The 14,209-nt window shown below is 60.4% G+C and carries 15 protein-coding genes; 3 read left to right on the top strand and 12 right to left on the bottom strand.

Annotated features, from left to right (window positions below; genetic code table 11):
- Positions 1–3 precede the first annotated feature (3 nt).
- From trpB to QMO82_RS22885, 7 genes are all read right to left on the bottom strand, one after another.
- A complete protein-coding gene (trpB, locus tag QMO82_RS22915) occupies positions 4–1,224 on the bottom strand; it encodes a tryptophan synthase subunit beta (RefSeq protein ID WP_183608407.1) in 1,221 nt (406 codons plus the stop codon).
- A gap of 2 nt (positions 1,225–1,226) precedes the next feature.
- A complete protein-coding gene (locus QMO82_RS22910; RefSeq protein ID WP_183608408.1) occupies positions 1,227–1,895 on the bottom strand; it encodes a phosphoribosylanthranilate isomerase in 669 nt (222 codons plus the stop codon).
- Between the two features lie 173 nt (positions 1,896–2,068).
- Positions 2,069–2,827, bottom strand: a complete 759-nt coding sequence (locus QMO82_RS22905) for a M48 family metallopeptidase (protein ID WP_183608409.1) — start codon at positions 2,825–2,827, stop codon at positions 2,069–2,071.
- An 85-nt stretch (positions 2,828–2,912) separates the two neighbouring features.
- Positions 2,913–3,347 carry a DUF2852 domain-containing protein gene (locus tag QMO82_RS22900; protein WP_183608410.1) on the bottom strand — a complete coding sequence of 145 codons (435 nt, stop codon included), beginning with the start codon at positions 3,345–3,347 and terminating at the stop codon, positions 2,913–2,915.
- Positions 3,348–3,492: 145 nt separating this feature from the next.
- The gene (locus tag QMO82_RS22895) at positions 3,493–4,770 is read right to left on the bottom strand and encodes a polyhydroxyalkanoate depolymerase (protein WP_183608411.1); all 1,278 of its coding nucleotides are present in this window, start codon (positions 4,768–4,770) and stop codon (positions 3,493–3,495) included.
- A 205-nt stretch (positions 4,771–4,975) separates the two neighbouring features.
- A complete protein-coding gene (locus tag QMO82_RS22890; RefSeq protein WP_183608412.1) occupies positions 4,976–5,818 on the bottom strand; it encodes a fumarylacetoacetate hydrolase family protein in 843 nt (280 codons plus the stop codon).
- Positions 5,819–5,968: 150 nt separating this feature from the next.
- A complete protein-coding gene (locus QMO82_RS22885; protein ID WP_183608413.1) occupies positions 5,969–6,922 on the bottom strand; it encodes a glutathione S-transferase family protein in 954 nt (317 codons plus the stop codon).
- Between the two features lie 174 nt (positions 6,923–7,096).
- Between QMO82_RS22885 and QMO82_RS22880 the strand changes: the two genes are divergently transcribed.
- Both QMO82_RS22880 and QMO82_RS22875 read left to right on the top strand, forming a co-directional pair.
- A complete protein-coding gene (locus tag QMO82_RS22880; protein WP_183608734.1) occupies positions 7,097–7,381 on the top strand; it encodes a DUF2218 domain-containing protein in 285 nt (94 codons plus the stop codon).
- A 45-nt stretch (positions 7,382–7,426) separates the two neighbouring features.
- Positions 7,427–8,026, top strand: a complete 600-nt coding sequence (locus tag QMO82_RS22875) for a nitroreductase family protein (protein ID WP_183608414.1) — start codon at positions 7,427–7,429, stop codon at positions 8,024–8,026.
- 80 nt (positions 8,027–8,106) lie between these two features.
- On the opposite strand, the gene gyrB is transcribed toward QMO82_RS22875, so the two are convergent.
- The 5 genes from gyrB to QMO82_RS22850 form a co-directional block, all read right to left on the bottom strand.
- On the bottom strand, positions 8,107–10,542 hold the full coding sequence (gene gyrB / locus QMO82_RS22870) for a DNA topoisomerase (ATP-hydrolyzing) subunit B (protein ID WP_183608415.1): 2,436 nt from the start codon (positions 10,540–10,542) through the stop codon (positions 8,107–8,109).
- Between the two features lie 135 nt (positions 10,543–10,677).
- The gene (locus QMO82_RS22865) at positions 10,678–11,055 is read right to left on the bottom strand and encodes a helix-turn-helix domain-containing protein (RefSeq protein ID WP_183608416.1); all 378 of its coding nucleotides are present in this window, start codon (positions 11,053–11,055) and stop codon (positions 10,678–10,680) included.
- Positions 11,052–11,615, bottom strand: coding sequence for a Smr/MutS family protein (locus QMO82_RS22860; RefSeq protein ID WP_183608417.1), 564 nt, complete (start codon positions 11,613–11,615; stop codon positions 11,052–11,054). The genes QMO82_RS22865 and QMO82_RS22860 overlap by 4 nt, the downstream gene beginning before the upstream one ends.
- Complete coding sequence (locus tag QMO82_RS22855) at positions 11,615–12,754, bottom strand: murein transglycosylase A (protein WP_183608418.1); 1,140 nt, start codon at positions 12,752–12,754, stop codon at positions 11,615–11,617. The genes QMO82_RS22860 and QMO82_RS22855 overlap by 1 nt, the downstream gene beginning before the upstream one ends.
- Positions 12,747–13,451 (bottom strand): Tim44/TimA family putative adaptor protein, encoded by a 705-nt coding sequence (locus QMO82_RS22850; protein ID WP_183608419.1) that lies wholly within the window; start codon positions 13,449–13,451, stop codon positions 12,747–12,749. Before QMO82_RS22850 ends, QMO82_RS22855 begins: the two co-directional genes overlap by 8 nt.
- Positions 13,452–13,583: 132 nt before the next feature.
- On the opposite strand from QMO82_RS22850, the gene QMO82_RS22845 reads away from it, so the two are divergent.
- Positions 13,584–14,090, top strand: coding sequence for an FxsA family protein (locus tag QMO82_RS22845; protein WP_283196657.1), 507 nt, complete (start codon positions 13,584–13,586; stop codon positions 14,088–14,090).
- The last annotated feature ends 119 nt before the right edge of the window (positions 14,091–14,209 follow it).

The following is a 14,209-nucleotide window of genomic DNA, read 5'->3' as shown; positions in this document are numbered from 1 at the left end:
GTCTTACAGTCCCATTCCCAGAATCTTGCCGACGGTAAAGATATCCTTGTCGCCGCGGCCGGAGAGGTTCATCAGGATAATCTCGTCCTTGCCCATCTTCGGGGCGCGCTTGATCACCTCGGCAATCGCGTGCGAGGGCTCGAGCGCCGGGATGATGCCTTCCAGACGGGTCAGGATCTGGAACGCCTCGAGCGCTTCGTGATCCATGATCGGCACATAGTCGACGCGGCCGGTATCGTTCAGCCAGGAATGTTCCGGGCCGATGCCGGGATAATCGAGACCGGCCGAAATCGAATGGCCTTCCTTGATCTGGCCGTCGCCATCCTGCAGCAGATAAGTGCGGTTGCCGTGCAGCACACCCGGCGAGCCGGCGGTGATCGAAGCGCAATGTTCGTCGCCCTGCAGGCCCTTGCCGCCGGCTTCGACGCCGACAATCTTGACGGTGGGATCATCGAGGAAGGGATGGAAAATGCCGATCGCGTTCGAACCGCCGCCGACGGCAGCAATGACGAGATCCGGCAGGCGGCCCTCGGCTGCCAGCATCTGCTGTTTCGCTTCGGTTCCGATCACCGATTGGAAATCGCGGACCATTTCCGGATAGGGATGCGGACCAGCCGCCGTGCCGATCAGGTAATAGGTATCCTCGACATTGGTGACCCAGTCGCGAAGCGCCTCGTTCATGGCGTCCTTCAGCGTGCCGCTGCCGGCCGTGATCGGTTTGACTTCCGCGCCGAGCAGCTTCATGCGGAAAACATTCGGCGCCTGACGCTCGACGTCGGTGGCGCCCATATAGACGACGCAGGGAAGGCCGAAGCGGGCGGCAACGGTGGCGGAGGCGACGCCATGCTGGCCGGCGCCGGTTTCGGCAATGATGCGGGTCTTGCCCATACGCTTGGCGAGCAGGATCTGGCCGATGCAATTGTTGATCTTGTGCGAGCCGGTGTGGTTCAGCTCCTCGCGCTTGAAATAGATCTTCGCGCCGCCGAGTTCGGCCGTCAGCCGCTCGGCGAAATAGAGCGGACTCGGGCGACCGATATAATGCGCGCCGAGATGCTTCAATTCGGCCTGGAATGCCGGGTCGTTCTTCGCCTTGTTCCACTCGTCCTGAAGATCGAGAATCAAAGGCATCAACGTTTCGGCAACGAAACGACCGCCATAGATGCCGAAACGGCCGTCTTCATCAGGCCCGGAACGGAAGGAATTCGGTTTAGGCGTTTCGTTCACTCTCAACTCCCTGAGGCCATGACAGGCGCATCCGCCTCTTCGACCGCATCGAAAAATTCATCGATCATTGCGACGCTCTTCACGCCAGGCGCGCTTTCGACTCCCGAGGAGACGTCGATACCACGTGCCTTGGTGTTCGCCAGCGCATCCGCGACATTGTCCTTGTTCAGCCCGCCGGAAAGCATGTAGTCGATGCTGCCGTCAAGCCAGCTGAGGAGGCTCCAATCGAAAGAAATGCCGTTGCCGCCCGGCAATTCGGAGCCCTTCGGCGCTTTTGCATCGAAGAGGAAGCGATCGGCGATACCGATATAGGCCTCTACGCGCTTCAGATCATCGGCCGTGCGCACCGAAAAAACCTTCATGACAGGCAGACCATAGAGCGCCTTTATGGTCAGCACATGTTCGGGGCTCTCATTACCGTGGAGCTGCAGAATATCGGGCTTCAGCAGCGAGACGATCTCATCCAGTTCGTCATTGGTGGGATCGACGACGACGGCGACGATCTTTGCCTTGCCGCGCGCGGGCTCGGCAAGTTTACCCGCCAGGTCCGGCTCGATGTAGCGCGGGCTCTTTTCGAAAAAGATAAAACCGATGTGGGTCGCGCCGCGTTTCAGCGCGCGATCGACAGCTTCAGGCGTCTTCAAGCCACAGATCTTGATATCCGGTTTCATGGCAGCGAAGTGACACGAAATGCGGCAAGAGTCGAGCCAATTTGCATGGAAAGCTGTATTTAGAGCGGCTTTCGTTTTGCCTATAACCGCGAAAATCGGTTCCGATTTTCGCGGTTATAGGCAGACTTGAAATGATAGAGCGTCCTTGGCGCGTCCATGGGACACGCGGCGCTCTAATCGAAATCGATGGCATGCAGCTGGCTGCCATGCCGCTTCAGCCAGGACTTTGCCTCGTCCATACCGGGGCAAAGCTTCCGGCAAAGCGCCCAGAAGTGCGGACCATGGTTCATTTCCTTGAGATGGGCAACTTCGTGGGCGGCGAGATAATCGATCACCGAGGGCGGCGCCATGACGATGCGCCAGGAAAAACTCAGATTTCCCTCCGACGAGCAAGAGCCCCAGCGGCTGCGGGTATCCTTCATCGCGATCGAGCGGATCGGCGCTCGGATCGTTCCGGCATGCATGGTTGCCAGTCTTGCGAGGTCGGCGCGCGCTTCCTTCTTGAGAAAGGCCGCGATGCGCCGTCCGACATGTTCCGGCATGCCGCTGACCCGCAGCACCGGCCTGCCGTCTATCAAAACCGCCTCCGTCAGGCCGCGCAGGCTGCCGCTATGCTGGATCCGATGGGAAACGCCGCGAAAAAGGATTTCGCCGCCGTCGCGCAGGCCGGCATCGGTCGAAAACTTGGCGAGTTTGGTGAGCAGCCAGCCCTGGTGGCGATCGAGAAATGCATTGACCTCGCGCGCAGCAAGACCTTTCGGCACCGTCATCTTCAAGGCCCGGCCGCCCGGCTCGATGCGCAAGGTGATGCGCGTCGCCCGGTCGTGCTGCTTGATGGTCAGCGGCATGAGCCGGCCGGCCACGTCAAGCGTCCGCGTTTCGGGCGGAGCCGGTTTGCGGGCTTTCGGCCGTGTTTTCAGAAGCGAGAACATGGGTGTTTTCTATCCGATTCGCGGGGGGAACGGACATAGAAAAACCGGCATCGGAAGATGCCGGTGATTTTCAGCGTTCAGGCCTTCACGGCGTCTGGTATTCAGCGACCGGGCCATTGTCGTCACGCTTGGCGTTCCTGCGGTCACGCATGAAGCGATCGAACTCTTCCTGGTCCTTGGCGCGGCGAAGTTCGCGCATGTAAGCGTCGAATTCCTCGCGCATTTCGTCGAGCTTGCGGCGCTCTTCCTCGATCCGATCGATCTCGGCCTTGCGCCAGTCGTCGAAGGCGACGTTGCCGGTCGAGAAGTGCGGGCGGTGACGGCCGTTCGAACGGCGGCAGGAGGCAAAGAAGCCATCGGTCGCCTCATTGACGTCACGCTTGAAGCCGCGCAGACGGTCGCCGAAGATGATGTAGGCAAGCATGGCAAGACCCAGAGGCCAGAAAACCATGAAGCCGAGAATCATCAGGGCAATGGTAGCCGGAGTCCAATCCGGTCGAAGCAATGCTGACTGGTTCATCGTGCGGGTATCCCTCGCTTTCCGCGCCCGGCAGAATACCGAACGCTGAAATCGATGTGGTTACCGCAACAACCGCCTTCAAGACGATTGCCCGCGAAATCGGACAAAGCCTTGAATCCGTTTTGCTAATTCAGATACCCCTAAATCAGGCGGTGCGACCGCCCTTGATGACACGCGGCACCCGAGGCTTGACGGCGGAACGGGAATGCTCTCGGACAAAATTGATGATGCGCGGCGCGATCTCGCGGCGGAACCGCGAGCCGTTGAAAACACCATAATGGCCGACATCCGGCTGAAGATAGTGCATGCGCATATCTTCAGGAATGTTCACGCAGATGGTCTGCGCCGCCTTTGTCTGGCCGACGCCGGAGATGTCGTCATTCTCGCCCTCGACGGTCAGCAGCGCCACCTTGCGGATCGCTGCCGGGTCGACGCGTTTGCCGCGATGCATCAACTCGCCCTTCGGCAGCGCATGCTTGATGAAGACCTGCTCCACCGTCTGCAGGTAGAATTCGGCGGTCAGATCCATGACGGCGAGATATTCGTCGTAGAAATCGCGATGTTTTTCCGGTTCGCCGTCGTTCTTCACGAGATGCATGAAGAATTCCTTGTGGGCGACGACATGGCGATCGAGATTCATCGACATGAAGCCCGAAAGCTGCAGGAATCCCGGATAGACAGGGCGCATGAAGCCCGGCTGCGGCCAGGGCACGTTCATGATGACATTGTCGGAGAACCACTGCAGCGAGCGCTCCTGGGCAAGCTTGTTGACCGCCGTCGGATTGATGCGCGTATCGATCGGACCACCCATCAGCGTCATCGACGACGGTGAAAGCGGATCATTGGCTTCCTCCATCACCGCGGCGGCGGCCAGCACCGGAACGGAGGGCTGGCAGACGGCGATGACATGCGTGTCCTGACCGAGGAAATGCAGCATCTCGATGACATAGTCGACGTAATCGTCGAAATCGAACCTGCCTTCCGTCATCGGCACCATACGAGCGTCGATCCAGTCGGTGATGTAGACATCGGCATTCGGCAGCAGCGCCTCCACCGTGCCGCGCAGCAGCGTGGCATAGTGGCCGGACATCGGCGCGACGATCAGGATGCGCGGGTCATTACCGCGGGCGGGCGGAACATTGCGGGAGAAATGCAGGAGGTTGCAGAAGGGGCGCGACCAGACGACCTCTTCACGGACAGACACCGGCTGGTCACCGATCGTCGTCTGATTCAGTCCGAATTCGGGCTTGCCGTAGCGGCGCGTCGTGCGTTCGAACATTTCGAGACTTGCCGTCATCGTCCGGCCGAACGGCGTATGGGAAAACGGGTTCAGCGGATTGGCATAGGCAAATCGCATGATATCGGCCGCGGCGCGAAACGGCGCCATGGCGGCATGGTTCAATTCATAAAGCTGATAAAACATGGACGGCGCCACCTTTCTCCATCGAAAAGATGACGCCGATTGAAAGGCATCGCCTCTTTCCGTTACGCGGGCACGTCACGCAGACTAACAGTTTTTTGTTGCACAGCAACATGGACGAACCAGACCCGCACAAGAAATGCCGGAGAAGTGACTCTCCGGCATCATTATCGACTGGAAAACCTAAGTTTCTCAGCAGAAAGCGTCGTTAACGATCCGCTACGAAGCTCTGCTTCTGCGTGCCGAGACCTTCGATGCCGAGTTCGACGACGTCGCCATCCTTGAGATATTGTGGCGGTTTCATGCCCATGCCGACGCCGGGCGGCGTTCCGGTGGAGATCACGTCGCCTGGATGCAGCGACATGAACTGGCTGAGATAGGAAACGATGTGGGCGACACCATAGACCATGGTCTTGGACGAACCGTTCTGCATCGTCTGGCCGTTGACCTTCAGCCACATTCCGAGGTTTTGCGGATCGGCGATCTCGTCCTTCGTGACCAGCCAGGGACCGATCGGTCCGAAAGTGTCGCAGGATTTGCCCTTGGTCCACTGACCGGCGCGTTCCGTCTGGAAGGCGCGCTCGGAAACATCGTGAGAAACACAGTAGCCGGCGACGTAGTCGAGCGCGTCGGCCTCGCTGACATATTTCGCGGTCTTGCCGATGACGACGCCGAGTTCGACTTCCCAATCAGTCTTTTCCGAACCGCGCGGAATCCGCACGGTGTCGTTCGGGCCAACGATGGCCGAGGTCGCCTTCATGAAGATCACCGGCTCGGGCGGCACGGTGGCGCCGGTTTCGGCGGCGTGGTCGGAGAAATTGAGGCCGATGCAGATGAATTTGCCGGTGCCGGCAACGCAGGCGCCGATGCGGCCGGGGGCAAGCTCCGGAAGGCTCTGTGGATCGATCGCCGCAATCTTTGCAAGACCTGCCGGCGTGATGGCTTCACCGCCGATATCGGCGACATGGCCGGAGAGATCGCGGATCTTGCCATCGGCATCGAGAAGCGCGGGTTTTTCATTGCCTGCTTCGCCAACACGCATCAGCTTCATGGAATTTCCTCCTCATCGAAAACGGATTTGCAGCCACCTATGAACGAATTATTCACCGGTGTCATTACGGCTTTGCCGCCAAGCGGTACGGCTTTCTGCGATTCGGATGATTTTCTGCCAAAGCTGCCACCATCCCTTCGGCGTCACGCTTCAAAAAACCTCCGCCAGTTCAGGGCCGGCAGGAACGATCTTTGTCGGGTTGAGGCTTTCGATCGAATAATAACCGCGCTTGATGTGGTCGAGATTTACCGTTTCCGCGATGCCCGGCCAATCCAGCATGCGGCGGCAAAAGGCGCGCAGGCTGGCATAGTCGGAAAGCCGGCGCAGATTGCATTTGAAGAGGCCGTGATAGGCGACGTCGAAGCGCACAAGGGTTACGAAGAGCCGGATATCACTTTCGGTGGGATGATCGGCGAAGAGAAAGGACCGATCCTCCAGCTGCGGCTCGACCCAGTCGAGGCAGGCAAAGACATCGGCGAAAGCTTCTTCGTAGGCAAGCTGCGTGGTGGCGAAACCGGCGCGGTAGACGCCATTGTTCAGGGCCGAATAGATGCGGTCGTTGAAAGCATCGATCTCGATGCGTTTTTCCGCCGGGTAAAGATCAATCGGGTTTTTTGCCAGGTCGCCGAAGCCGCCGTTCAGCATGCGCAGGATATCGGCGGATTCATTGTTGACGATGGTCTTTCGCTGCTTGTCCCAGAGAACCGGTACGGTGGCCCGGCCGGTAAAATCGACGCACGCTCTCGTATAGATTTCATGCAGATAGGTCGTGCCGTTGACGTGATCCTCGGTTGCGCCGGGATAATCGCCGAAGCGCCAACCCTCTCTGCTCAGCAGCGGTTCGACGACGGAGACGGAAATGACATCGTCGAGGCCCTTGAGCTTGCGGCCGATCAGGGTGCGTGACGCCCAGGGGCAGATATAGGCGACATAGAGATGATAACGGCCGGCGCCGGCTTCGAAGCCGCCCTCGCCCGTCGGCCCGGCGCTGCCATCCGGGGTCACCCAGTTGCGGAAACTCGAGGTCTGCCTGATAAAGCCGCCCTTTTCATCCTTGGCCTGAACGGGCTGCCAGTCTTCCGTCCATTTTCCATTCACCAGCATGCGCAACTCTCCGATCGATTGACTGAAGCGCTCATTATCCTGCTTCGGCGCCGGCGTAAGGCCGCTTTTAGGAAGACACTCTGTACACCCAAACTGCGACGATGCCGCGCTTGCCAAGCCGAGGACGCAGGAAATATGACTCCGGGATACAAGATGAAGTGGAGTTCGTCGAAAATGCATCTCTCCAAAGCCGTCGTGCGGACCGAACATGCGAGCCGCTACCTGCAGCAACTCTGCAAACACTGGAGCCACAAGTTCAGCGTCGATTTCGATCCCGTGAAGGGCCGGGTGCCGTTCAGCGATACAGCCGAGGTGACGTTTTCCGCCGACGATGCGGCGCTGACCATGACACTTTCCGTCACCGATCCCTCGCAACAGCGAAGAATGCATGATGTCATCGACGATCATCTGAAGCGCTTCGCCTTTCGCGAGGAACTCGACATCACCTGGACGAACTGACCCGCACCCCGATTCGAATTTCTGCCCCCAACCTCCGGAACAGCCATGACGAAGAGCAATAACCGCGAATCTCAATATCCGATCGATCCGATGTTTCTCGACCGTTGGTCACCGCGCGCCTTCACCGGCGAAATCATCGAGGAGGCACAGTTGCTCAGCCTGCTCGACGCTGCCCATTGGGCGCCGTCTTCGTCCAATCAACAGCCCTGGCGCTTCATCTATGCCCTGAAAGGCTCGAAGCATTGGGAGAAATTCGTCGCATTGCTCGTCGATGCCAACCAAGAGTGGGCTAAGAATGCGTCAGCACTGATCTTCGTCGTGTCGCGCGCCTTTACCGGGGTCGCCGGTTCCGGCGAGGAAAAGCCGAGCTATACCCATTCCTTCGACGCCGGCACGGCCTGGGGATATTTGGCGCTTCAAGCCCGCCTCTCCGGGTTCTATGCCCATGGCATGGGCGGCATCAAACACGAGGAAATCAGTAAGACGTTCGCCATTCCCGAGGGTTATCGGGTCGAAGCCGGCATTGCCCTCGGCCGTCTCGCCGACAAGAGTGTCCTGTCCGAACGCAATCAGGCGCGCGAATTCCCCAGTCAGCGCAAACCGCTCTCCGAGGTCGCCTTCAACGGCCGTTTCGTTGCGAACTGAGCGAAGCCGAATTCAAGCCAATCGCGCAAACAAAAGCCCCGCCATCCAGGGATGGCGGGGCTTTTGTTTCGAAACATCAATCAGATGTCGAGGTTTGCGACGCTCAGCGCGTTGTCCTGGATGAATTCGCGCCGCGGTTCGACTTCGTCACCCATCAGCCGGGCGAAGAGGCCGTCGGCATCGGTGGCGTCGTTGACCTTGACCTGCAGCAGCGAGCGCACATTCGGATCGAGCGTCGTTTCCCAGAGCTGCTCGGCATTCATCTCGCCGAGGCCCTTGTATCGCTGCATGGTCAGGCCCTTGCGGCCGGTGGCAAAGATTGCGTCGAGCAAGGCCCGCGGGCCTGCGATCTCGACATCGCCTTCACGGCGATGCAGCGACGGCGGCGTCTGATAGATTTCCTTGAGGCGCGCGGTCAGCTGGTCGATGTGACGGGCATCCGAAGAGCCGATCAACGCCATGTCGAGCACGACGATTTCCCTGACGCCGCGGACCATGCGTTCGAGGCGCAGGCCGCCGTCGCTGGTCAGATCGCCCTGCCAGCCGCGCTCGGTCTCCTCGGCAATAATATCGAGACGGCTTGCGACCTCTGTCGTCAATGCCTGCGCTCTTGCCGGATCGCTGACGAGATCGGCATTGAGGGCACCGGCGATTGCCGCCTGTTCGACGACGGCACGGTTGTAGCGCGAATGAAGATTGTCGAGCAAAGCGCGCATGCGCAGTGCATCCAGGATGACCTCACGCAGATCCTGGCCGGTGCGAACCTCGCCGCTGCCGAGCTTCAGCGCGGCATCTTCCAGGCCCTGGCTGATGAGATATTCCTCAAGCGCCTTTTCGTCCTTCAGATACTGCACCGACTTGCCGCGCGACACCTTATAGAGCGGCGGCTGAGCGATGTAGAGGTGGCCGCGCTCGATCAGTTCCGGCATCTGCCGGAAGAAGAAAGTGAGCAGCAGTGTGCGGATGTGGGCGCCGTCGACGTCGGCATCCGTCATGATGATGATCTTGTGATAGCGCAGCTTTTCGACATTGAACTCGTCCTTGCCGATGCCGGTGCCGAGCGCGGTGATCAGCGTGCCGATTTCCTGGCTCGACAGCATCTTGTCGAAACGGGCGCGTTCGACGTTCAGGATCTTGCCGCGCAGGGGCAGGATCGCCTGATTTTCGCGCGAGCGGCCCTGCTTGGCCGAGCCGCCGGCCGAATCACCCTCGACGAGAAAGACTTCGGATTTTGCCGGGTCGCGCTCGGAGCAGTCGGCGAGCTTGCCCGGCAGCGAAGCGATATCGAGTGCGCCCTTGCGGCGGGTCAATTCACGCGCCTTGCGGGCCGCTTCGCGAGCGGCCGCTGCCTCGACGACCTTGCCGACGAGAATCTTGGCTTCGCTCGGATGTTCTTCGAACCAGGTGTTCAGCGCCTCGTTGACGAGGCTTTCGACGACGGGGCGGACTTCCGAGGAAACCAGCTTATCCTTGGTCTGCGAGGAGAATTTCGGATCGGGCACCTTGACCGACAGCACCGCCGTCAGGCCTTCGCGGCAATCTTCGCCCTGCAGCGTCACTTTTTCCTTTTTGGTAATGCCGGAATTGTCGGCATAGGACACCACCTGGCGCGTCAACGCCGCGCGGAAGCCGGCCATATGCGTGCCGCCGTCGCGCTGGGGAATGTTGTTGGTGAAGCAGAGCACGTTCTCATGATAGCTGTCGTTCCACCACATCGCCACTTCGACGGTGATGCCGTCCTTTTCGCCGCGGATGGCGACCGGCTTGTCGACGAGCGACTTCTTGGCACGGTCGAGATAGGCGACGAAAGCCTCGAGGCCGCCGTCATAACGCAGCTCTTCCTGCTTGATATCGGAATGGCGCTTGTCGGTCAGCAGGATGCGGACGCCGGAGTTCAGGAAGGCGAGTTCGCGCAGGCGATGCTCCAGCGTGCCGTAATCGAACTCCGTCATGGTGAAAGTGTCGGTGCTCGGCATGAAGCTCACTTCCGTGCCGGTCTCATTCGGCGCGTCGCCGGTGACCTTCAGCGGCGCATCGGCCACGCCGTGGGTGAAGCTCATTTCATGGATCTTGCCCTGGCGGCGGATCTTCAACTTCAGCCAGACGGACAGCGCGTTGACGACGGAGACGCCGACGCCGTGCAGGCCGCCAGAAACCTTGTAGGAATTCTGGTCGAACTTACCGCCGGCATGAAGCTGGGTCATGATGACTTCGGCCGCCGACACGCCTTCGCCGGTGTGGATGTCCGTCGGGATGCCGCGGCCGTTGTCGGTGACCGTCACCGAGCCATCCGGATTGAGGGTGACGGTGACGATGTCGGCATGGCCGGCGAGCGCTTCGTCGATCGCGTTGTCGACGACTTCATAAACCATGTGATGAAGGCCGGAACCATCGTCGGTATCGCCGATATACATGCCGGGACGCTTGCGCACGGCATCGAGGCCCTTCAGAACCTTGATGGAATCTGCGCCATATTCGGTGCTTACGCCGTTTTCCGTCGCGGATGTATCGCTCATTCTGTCGAGATTTTCCCTGTTGCCGTAAAGCTGCGGCGCGCCTTGCGAATCACCGGCTTTCTTCACTCTCGTATATAGGTTTTTTGAACCCGGTTCCCAATGGCAAGTCCCCTGAACAAGGCATAAAACAGGGGATTATGACGCTTTTCCGTCGCCTTTGCCGTCATTTTCGAGAAGAGCGGATAACCGGCCGATCTCGGCGCTGTCAAGGTTGCGAATCTGGCGCGCCAGCCGATTGGCAAATTCGGTATATTCGGGGGGCAGGCCGGAGGTGTCGATCACGACTCGCGGGTCGGACGAGCGGGCGAGCAGGAACAGTTCCTCGGCCTCATCCCAGATGATGTTGAAATAACCGGCGATGCGCTGCAGCAGATCGAATGTCGGCACGCCGCGCTTGCCATGTTCGAGCGCCGAGAGATAGGCGGGAGAGACGTTCAGCGCTTCCGCCATCTCCTTCTGCGACACACCTTTGCGCGCTCTCAGCCGGCGAACCGCCTCTCCGAACGGAGTCATGACCTCTCCCCATGCCGCCGCGACAGACGGATATAGAGAGCGCCCTCACCGCCATGATGCTGTGCGGCCGCTTCATAGGAGGAGATCAGGTAGCGAAATTCCGGCTTCGAGAACCAGAGGGGCACGGCCCGCTTCAGCGCGCCGTCGCTGCCCATCGAGCTGCCTTTGCCGGTTATCACAAGCACATGGCGCATGCCGCGCTCGTGGGCGCGGATCAGGAAATCGAGAAGGATCGCGTGAGCCTCGCTCTGCACCAGCCCGTGCAGGTCGATCCGCGCTTCGAGCGCCAGCCGGCCCTTGGCGATCTTCCGCTTGACCGGTTTTTCCAGCGGATGATGCACCCCGGCGGACGGTTTCGCCGTCGCCGGTGCTGTCGGCTGCAGCGGCATGGGTGATACCGGCGCCTGTTTTTCGGCCTTCTCCTGCTCGGCCGCCGCTTCGGCGAGAAAAGCGTCCAGTTCGGTCAACTCACCCGCCTTGCCGGGCATCGGCCGCGTGCTGCGGGCAACCTTGCCCCAGAGGATCCTCTCATCCGCACTGAGTTTGCGATCCCTAGCCATCAGTCGAATCTTCCGGCGGCGGCCTTGGGAATGAGAATGGTGAAATCGGCGTCGTTGCGGACGGTGCCGGCACTTTCTCCGGCCATATCCCCCGAGCCGGTAAAGATATCACCCCGCGCCGGGCCGACGATTGCCGAGCCGGTATCGAGCGCCAGCATCAGCCGGCGAAAGGGCCGGCCGTGATCGAGATGGACAAGACTTTCGGCGCGGATGAAAAAGGGAAAGCCGAACGTATGGATCATCCGGTCGACCGCAAGGGAACGGCCGGCGAGAAGCGGCACCTTGGCCGCGGCGATCGGACCTGCCTCAGGATCGTCGGTTCGCAGGCTGAAAGCCTGCGAGGGCGCTTCACGGAAGAAAATATAAGAGCGGTTATGCCATAGCACGTCGTCCACCCGCTCGGGATTGCGCGCCAGCCAGGCACGGATCGTCTGCATCGAGATGTCGGCACGATCAATCTCGCCTCGGTCGATCAGCAGCTTGCCGATCGCCGAAAAAGCGTGGCCGGCTTTCGCCGCATAGGTGATGCGGCCGATGCGGCCATCGCTGTAACGCAGGCGGGCCGCACCCTGCACATGCACGAAGAAGACATCGACCTTCGATTTCGCCCAGGCGATTTCGAGGCCCCGGCCTTCGAGAAAGCCCTGATCGATGGCGCGGCGATCCGGATAGGCGCCGATGCGGCCGTCATGCAGACGCCCGAAAGCATAGGACCCATCGAGCCCGGCGGGACGATTGTCGTCGTCGAGATCGATCAGATCGTCCGGGCGACGGTAGAAAGGGAAACGGAAAGTTTCGTCCGGCCGCTCCGACACCTCGATATCAGGTTCGTAGAAAGCGGTGACGAAGCCGGAATTGCCATCCTTGCGGCGGATCAGGAAGGGCCGACAATGCGTCTCGAAAAAGGCGCGCGCCAATGCCGGAGATGACGGCGTGAAATCTTCGGCGGCCGTGAGAAGCGGCAGCAGATCTTCCGCGCTCAGGCCAAGCGATCCGGTGCGGTAGGGTTTGACATCGGTGATCTGCCGCCGGCAGCGCCGCATGACCTCAAAAAGGCCGGAGGGATCATCATCCTTCCAGCCTTCCAAATTGTCAAAGCTTATGGCCTGCAGGACGAAGTCCGATGCGTGGTCACTCATGTTCCGATTCGGTCGCCACGAGTTTCCAGTTCGGATCGCGCGAGCGGGTGTCGCGGGCGAAGGTCCAGAGATCGTTGACCTCGGCGACGTTTTCGGCGTCGCCTTCGATCAGCACATCCGCTTTGTCGTAGGTGGCCGAAATCAGCTGGCTGATGATGCGCACGGTGATCTGCGCTTCGCTGCCCTTCGTCTCGGCGTGGGTGATTTCGGCCTTGTCGATGCCGACGAAGGTGGACTTCACCTTCTCGCCCCGGGCTTCGCGCTCGCCGATCGCCGCATCGAAGCCGTCATAGACTTCGCGGGACAGCAAGTTCTTCAGGGTTTTCCGGTCGCCATCGGCATAGGCCATCACGATCATCTCGTAAGCCATGCGGGCGCCGTTCAGAAACTCCTTCGGGCTGAAGGCGGGATCAGCCTTGTTCAGCGCGCGCAGCGATTCATTGAGGGGCGTTCCCGGCGCGGCGACGGCATCGATGGCGGCGAAGCGATCCTCGTCCTCCGTCGTCGCATCGCGGCGCGGCAGCGTCACGACCTTGCCGCCATCGGCGGCCTCGGCCGGTGCTGCGTCCCGTGGCGTATAGAGATCGCGCGGCGGCTTCTCATTTCCTGTGCGACGCCCGAGCACGGAGCGCAACTGAAAGAAAATCAGCACAGCCGCCACCAGGAAGAATAATGTGATGAAGTCGTTCGAACTCATATCGTATCGCAGCCGCCGTTAACATCTCTGATTTGTACTCCCATATAGTCTGCCTATACAGATGATTCAAATGATGGCTGGCATCTTCGCCGGCGCCCAAGAGGAGACCGGCAAGCCCGGGACATGACGACCATGCGTTTTTCGATCCTGCCAGCTTTCATTCTGCTGCTGCCGCTCGCCGAAATCGCCGGTTTCGTCGTCGTCGGCCGGGCAATCGGATTGGGGCTGACGCTTGCTCTCGTCATGCTGGGCTTCGTTGCCGGGGTGGTTCTGCTGCGCCGGCAGGGCATCGGTATTTTGCGCCGCATGTCGAGTGAAGGACGAAACGGGGTGATGCCGGGCCGCGACCTGTTGCGGCCGGCGATGAACGTCATCGCCTCGCTGCTCCTGATCATTCCCGGCTTCCTCACCGATCTGATCGCGATCCTCATTCTCATTCCACCGGTGCGCGATCTCGTCTGGCGGGCAATCGCCAAACGCTTCGTCGTCGTCAATGCCAAGGGCGGCTTTTCCTCCGGCCCGCAACCCGATTTCCGCGACCGCAAACCAAACTCGAAGGTGGTGGATCTCGACGACGAGGACTATCATAGGGAACCGGACCGCAACTCGCCGTGGTCCGGCAAACATCTCGGCGATTGAGGCGCTTCGACCGATCAACCGCGCCAAGCCCCGGTCAGGCGCTCAGACCAAGCGCTCAGGCCAAGCGCCCAGGGTTGTAAGCCCTTCCCTGAAATGTTAGATGGCGGCACCATTCCCAT

This window comes from Rhizobium sp. BT04 (assembly GCF_030053135.1).
GTDB classification, from domain to species: Bacteria; Pseudomonadota; Alphaproteobacteria; order Rhizobiales; family Rhizobiaceae; genus Rhizobium; species Rhizobium binxianense.
The sequence above is the reverse complement of the archived record's forward strand: the minus strand, read 5'-3'. Positions and strand labels throughout refer to the sequence as shown.

Excerpts from the sequence above, each read along its gene's own strand:
- QMO82_RS22910 (WP_183608408.1), bottom strand. The coding sequence starts at position 1,895 with ATGAAACCGGATATCAAGATCTGTGGCTTGAAGACGCCTGAAGCTGTC.
- QMO82_RS22905 (WP_183608409.1), bottom strand. The coding sequence starts at position 2,827 with ATGTTCTCGCTTCTGAAAACACGGCCGAAAGCCCGCAAACCGGCTCCG.
- QMO82_RS22900 (WP_183608410.1), bottom strand. The coding sequence starts at position 3,347 with ATGAACCAGTCAGCATTGCTTCGACCGGATTGGACTCCGGCTACCATT.
- QMO82_RS22895 (WP_183608411.1), bottom strand. The coding sequence starts at position 4,770 with ATGTTTTATCAGCTTTATGAATTGAACCATGCCGCCATGGCGCCGTTT.
- QMO82_RS22890 (WP_183608412.1), bottom strand. The coding sequence starts at position 5,818 with ATGAAGCTGATGCGTGTTGGCGAAGCAGGCAATGAAAAACCCGCGCTT.
- QMO82_RS22885 (WP_183608413.1), bottom strand. The coding sequence starts at position 6,922 with ATGCTGGTGAATGGAAAATGGACGGAAGACTGGCAGCCCGTTCAGGCC.
- QMO82_RS22880 (WP_183608734.1), top strand. The coding sequence starts at position 7,097 with ATGCATCTCTCCAAAGCCGTCGTGCGGACCGAACATGCGAGCCGCTAC.
- QMO82_RS22875 (WP_183608414.1), top strand. The coding sequence starts at position 7,427 with ATGACGAAGAGCAATAACCGCGAATCTCAATATCCGATCGATCCGATG.
- gyrB (WP_183608415.1), bottom strand. The coding sequence starts at position 10,542 with ATGAGCGATACATCCGCGACGGAAAACGGCGTAAGCACCGAATATGGC.
- QMO82_RS22865 (WP_183608416.1), bottom strand. The coding sequence starts at position 11,055 with ATGACTCCGTTCGGAGAGGCGGTTCGCCGGCTGAGAGCGCGCAAAGGT.
- QMO82_RS22860 (WP_183608417.1), bottom strand. The coding sequence starts at position 11,615 with ATGGCTAGGGATCGCAAACTCAGTGCGGATGAGAGGATCCTCTGGGGC.
- QMO82_RS22855 (WP_183608418.1), bottom strand. The coding sequence starts at position 12,754 with ATGAGTGACCACGCATCGGACTTCGTCCTGCAGGCCATAAGCTTTGAC.
- QMO82_RS22850 (WP_183608419.1), bottom strand. The coding sequence starts at position 13,451 with ATGAGTTCGAACGACTTCATCACATTATTCTTCCTGGTGGCGGCTGTG.
- QMO82_RS22845 (WP_283196657.1), top strand. The coding sequence starts at position 13,584 with ATGCGTTTTTCGATCCTGCCAGCTTTCATTCTGCTGCTGCCGCTCGCC.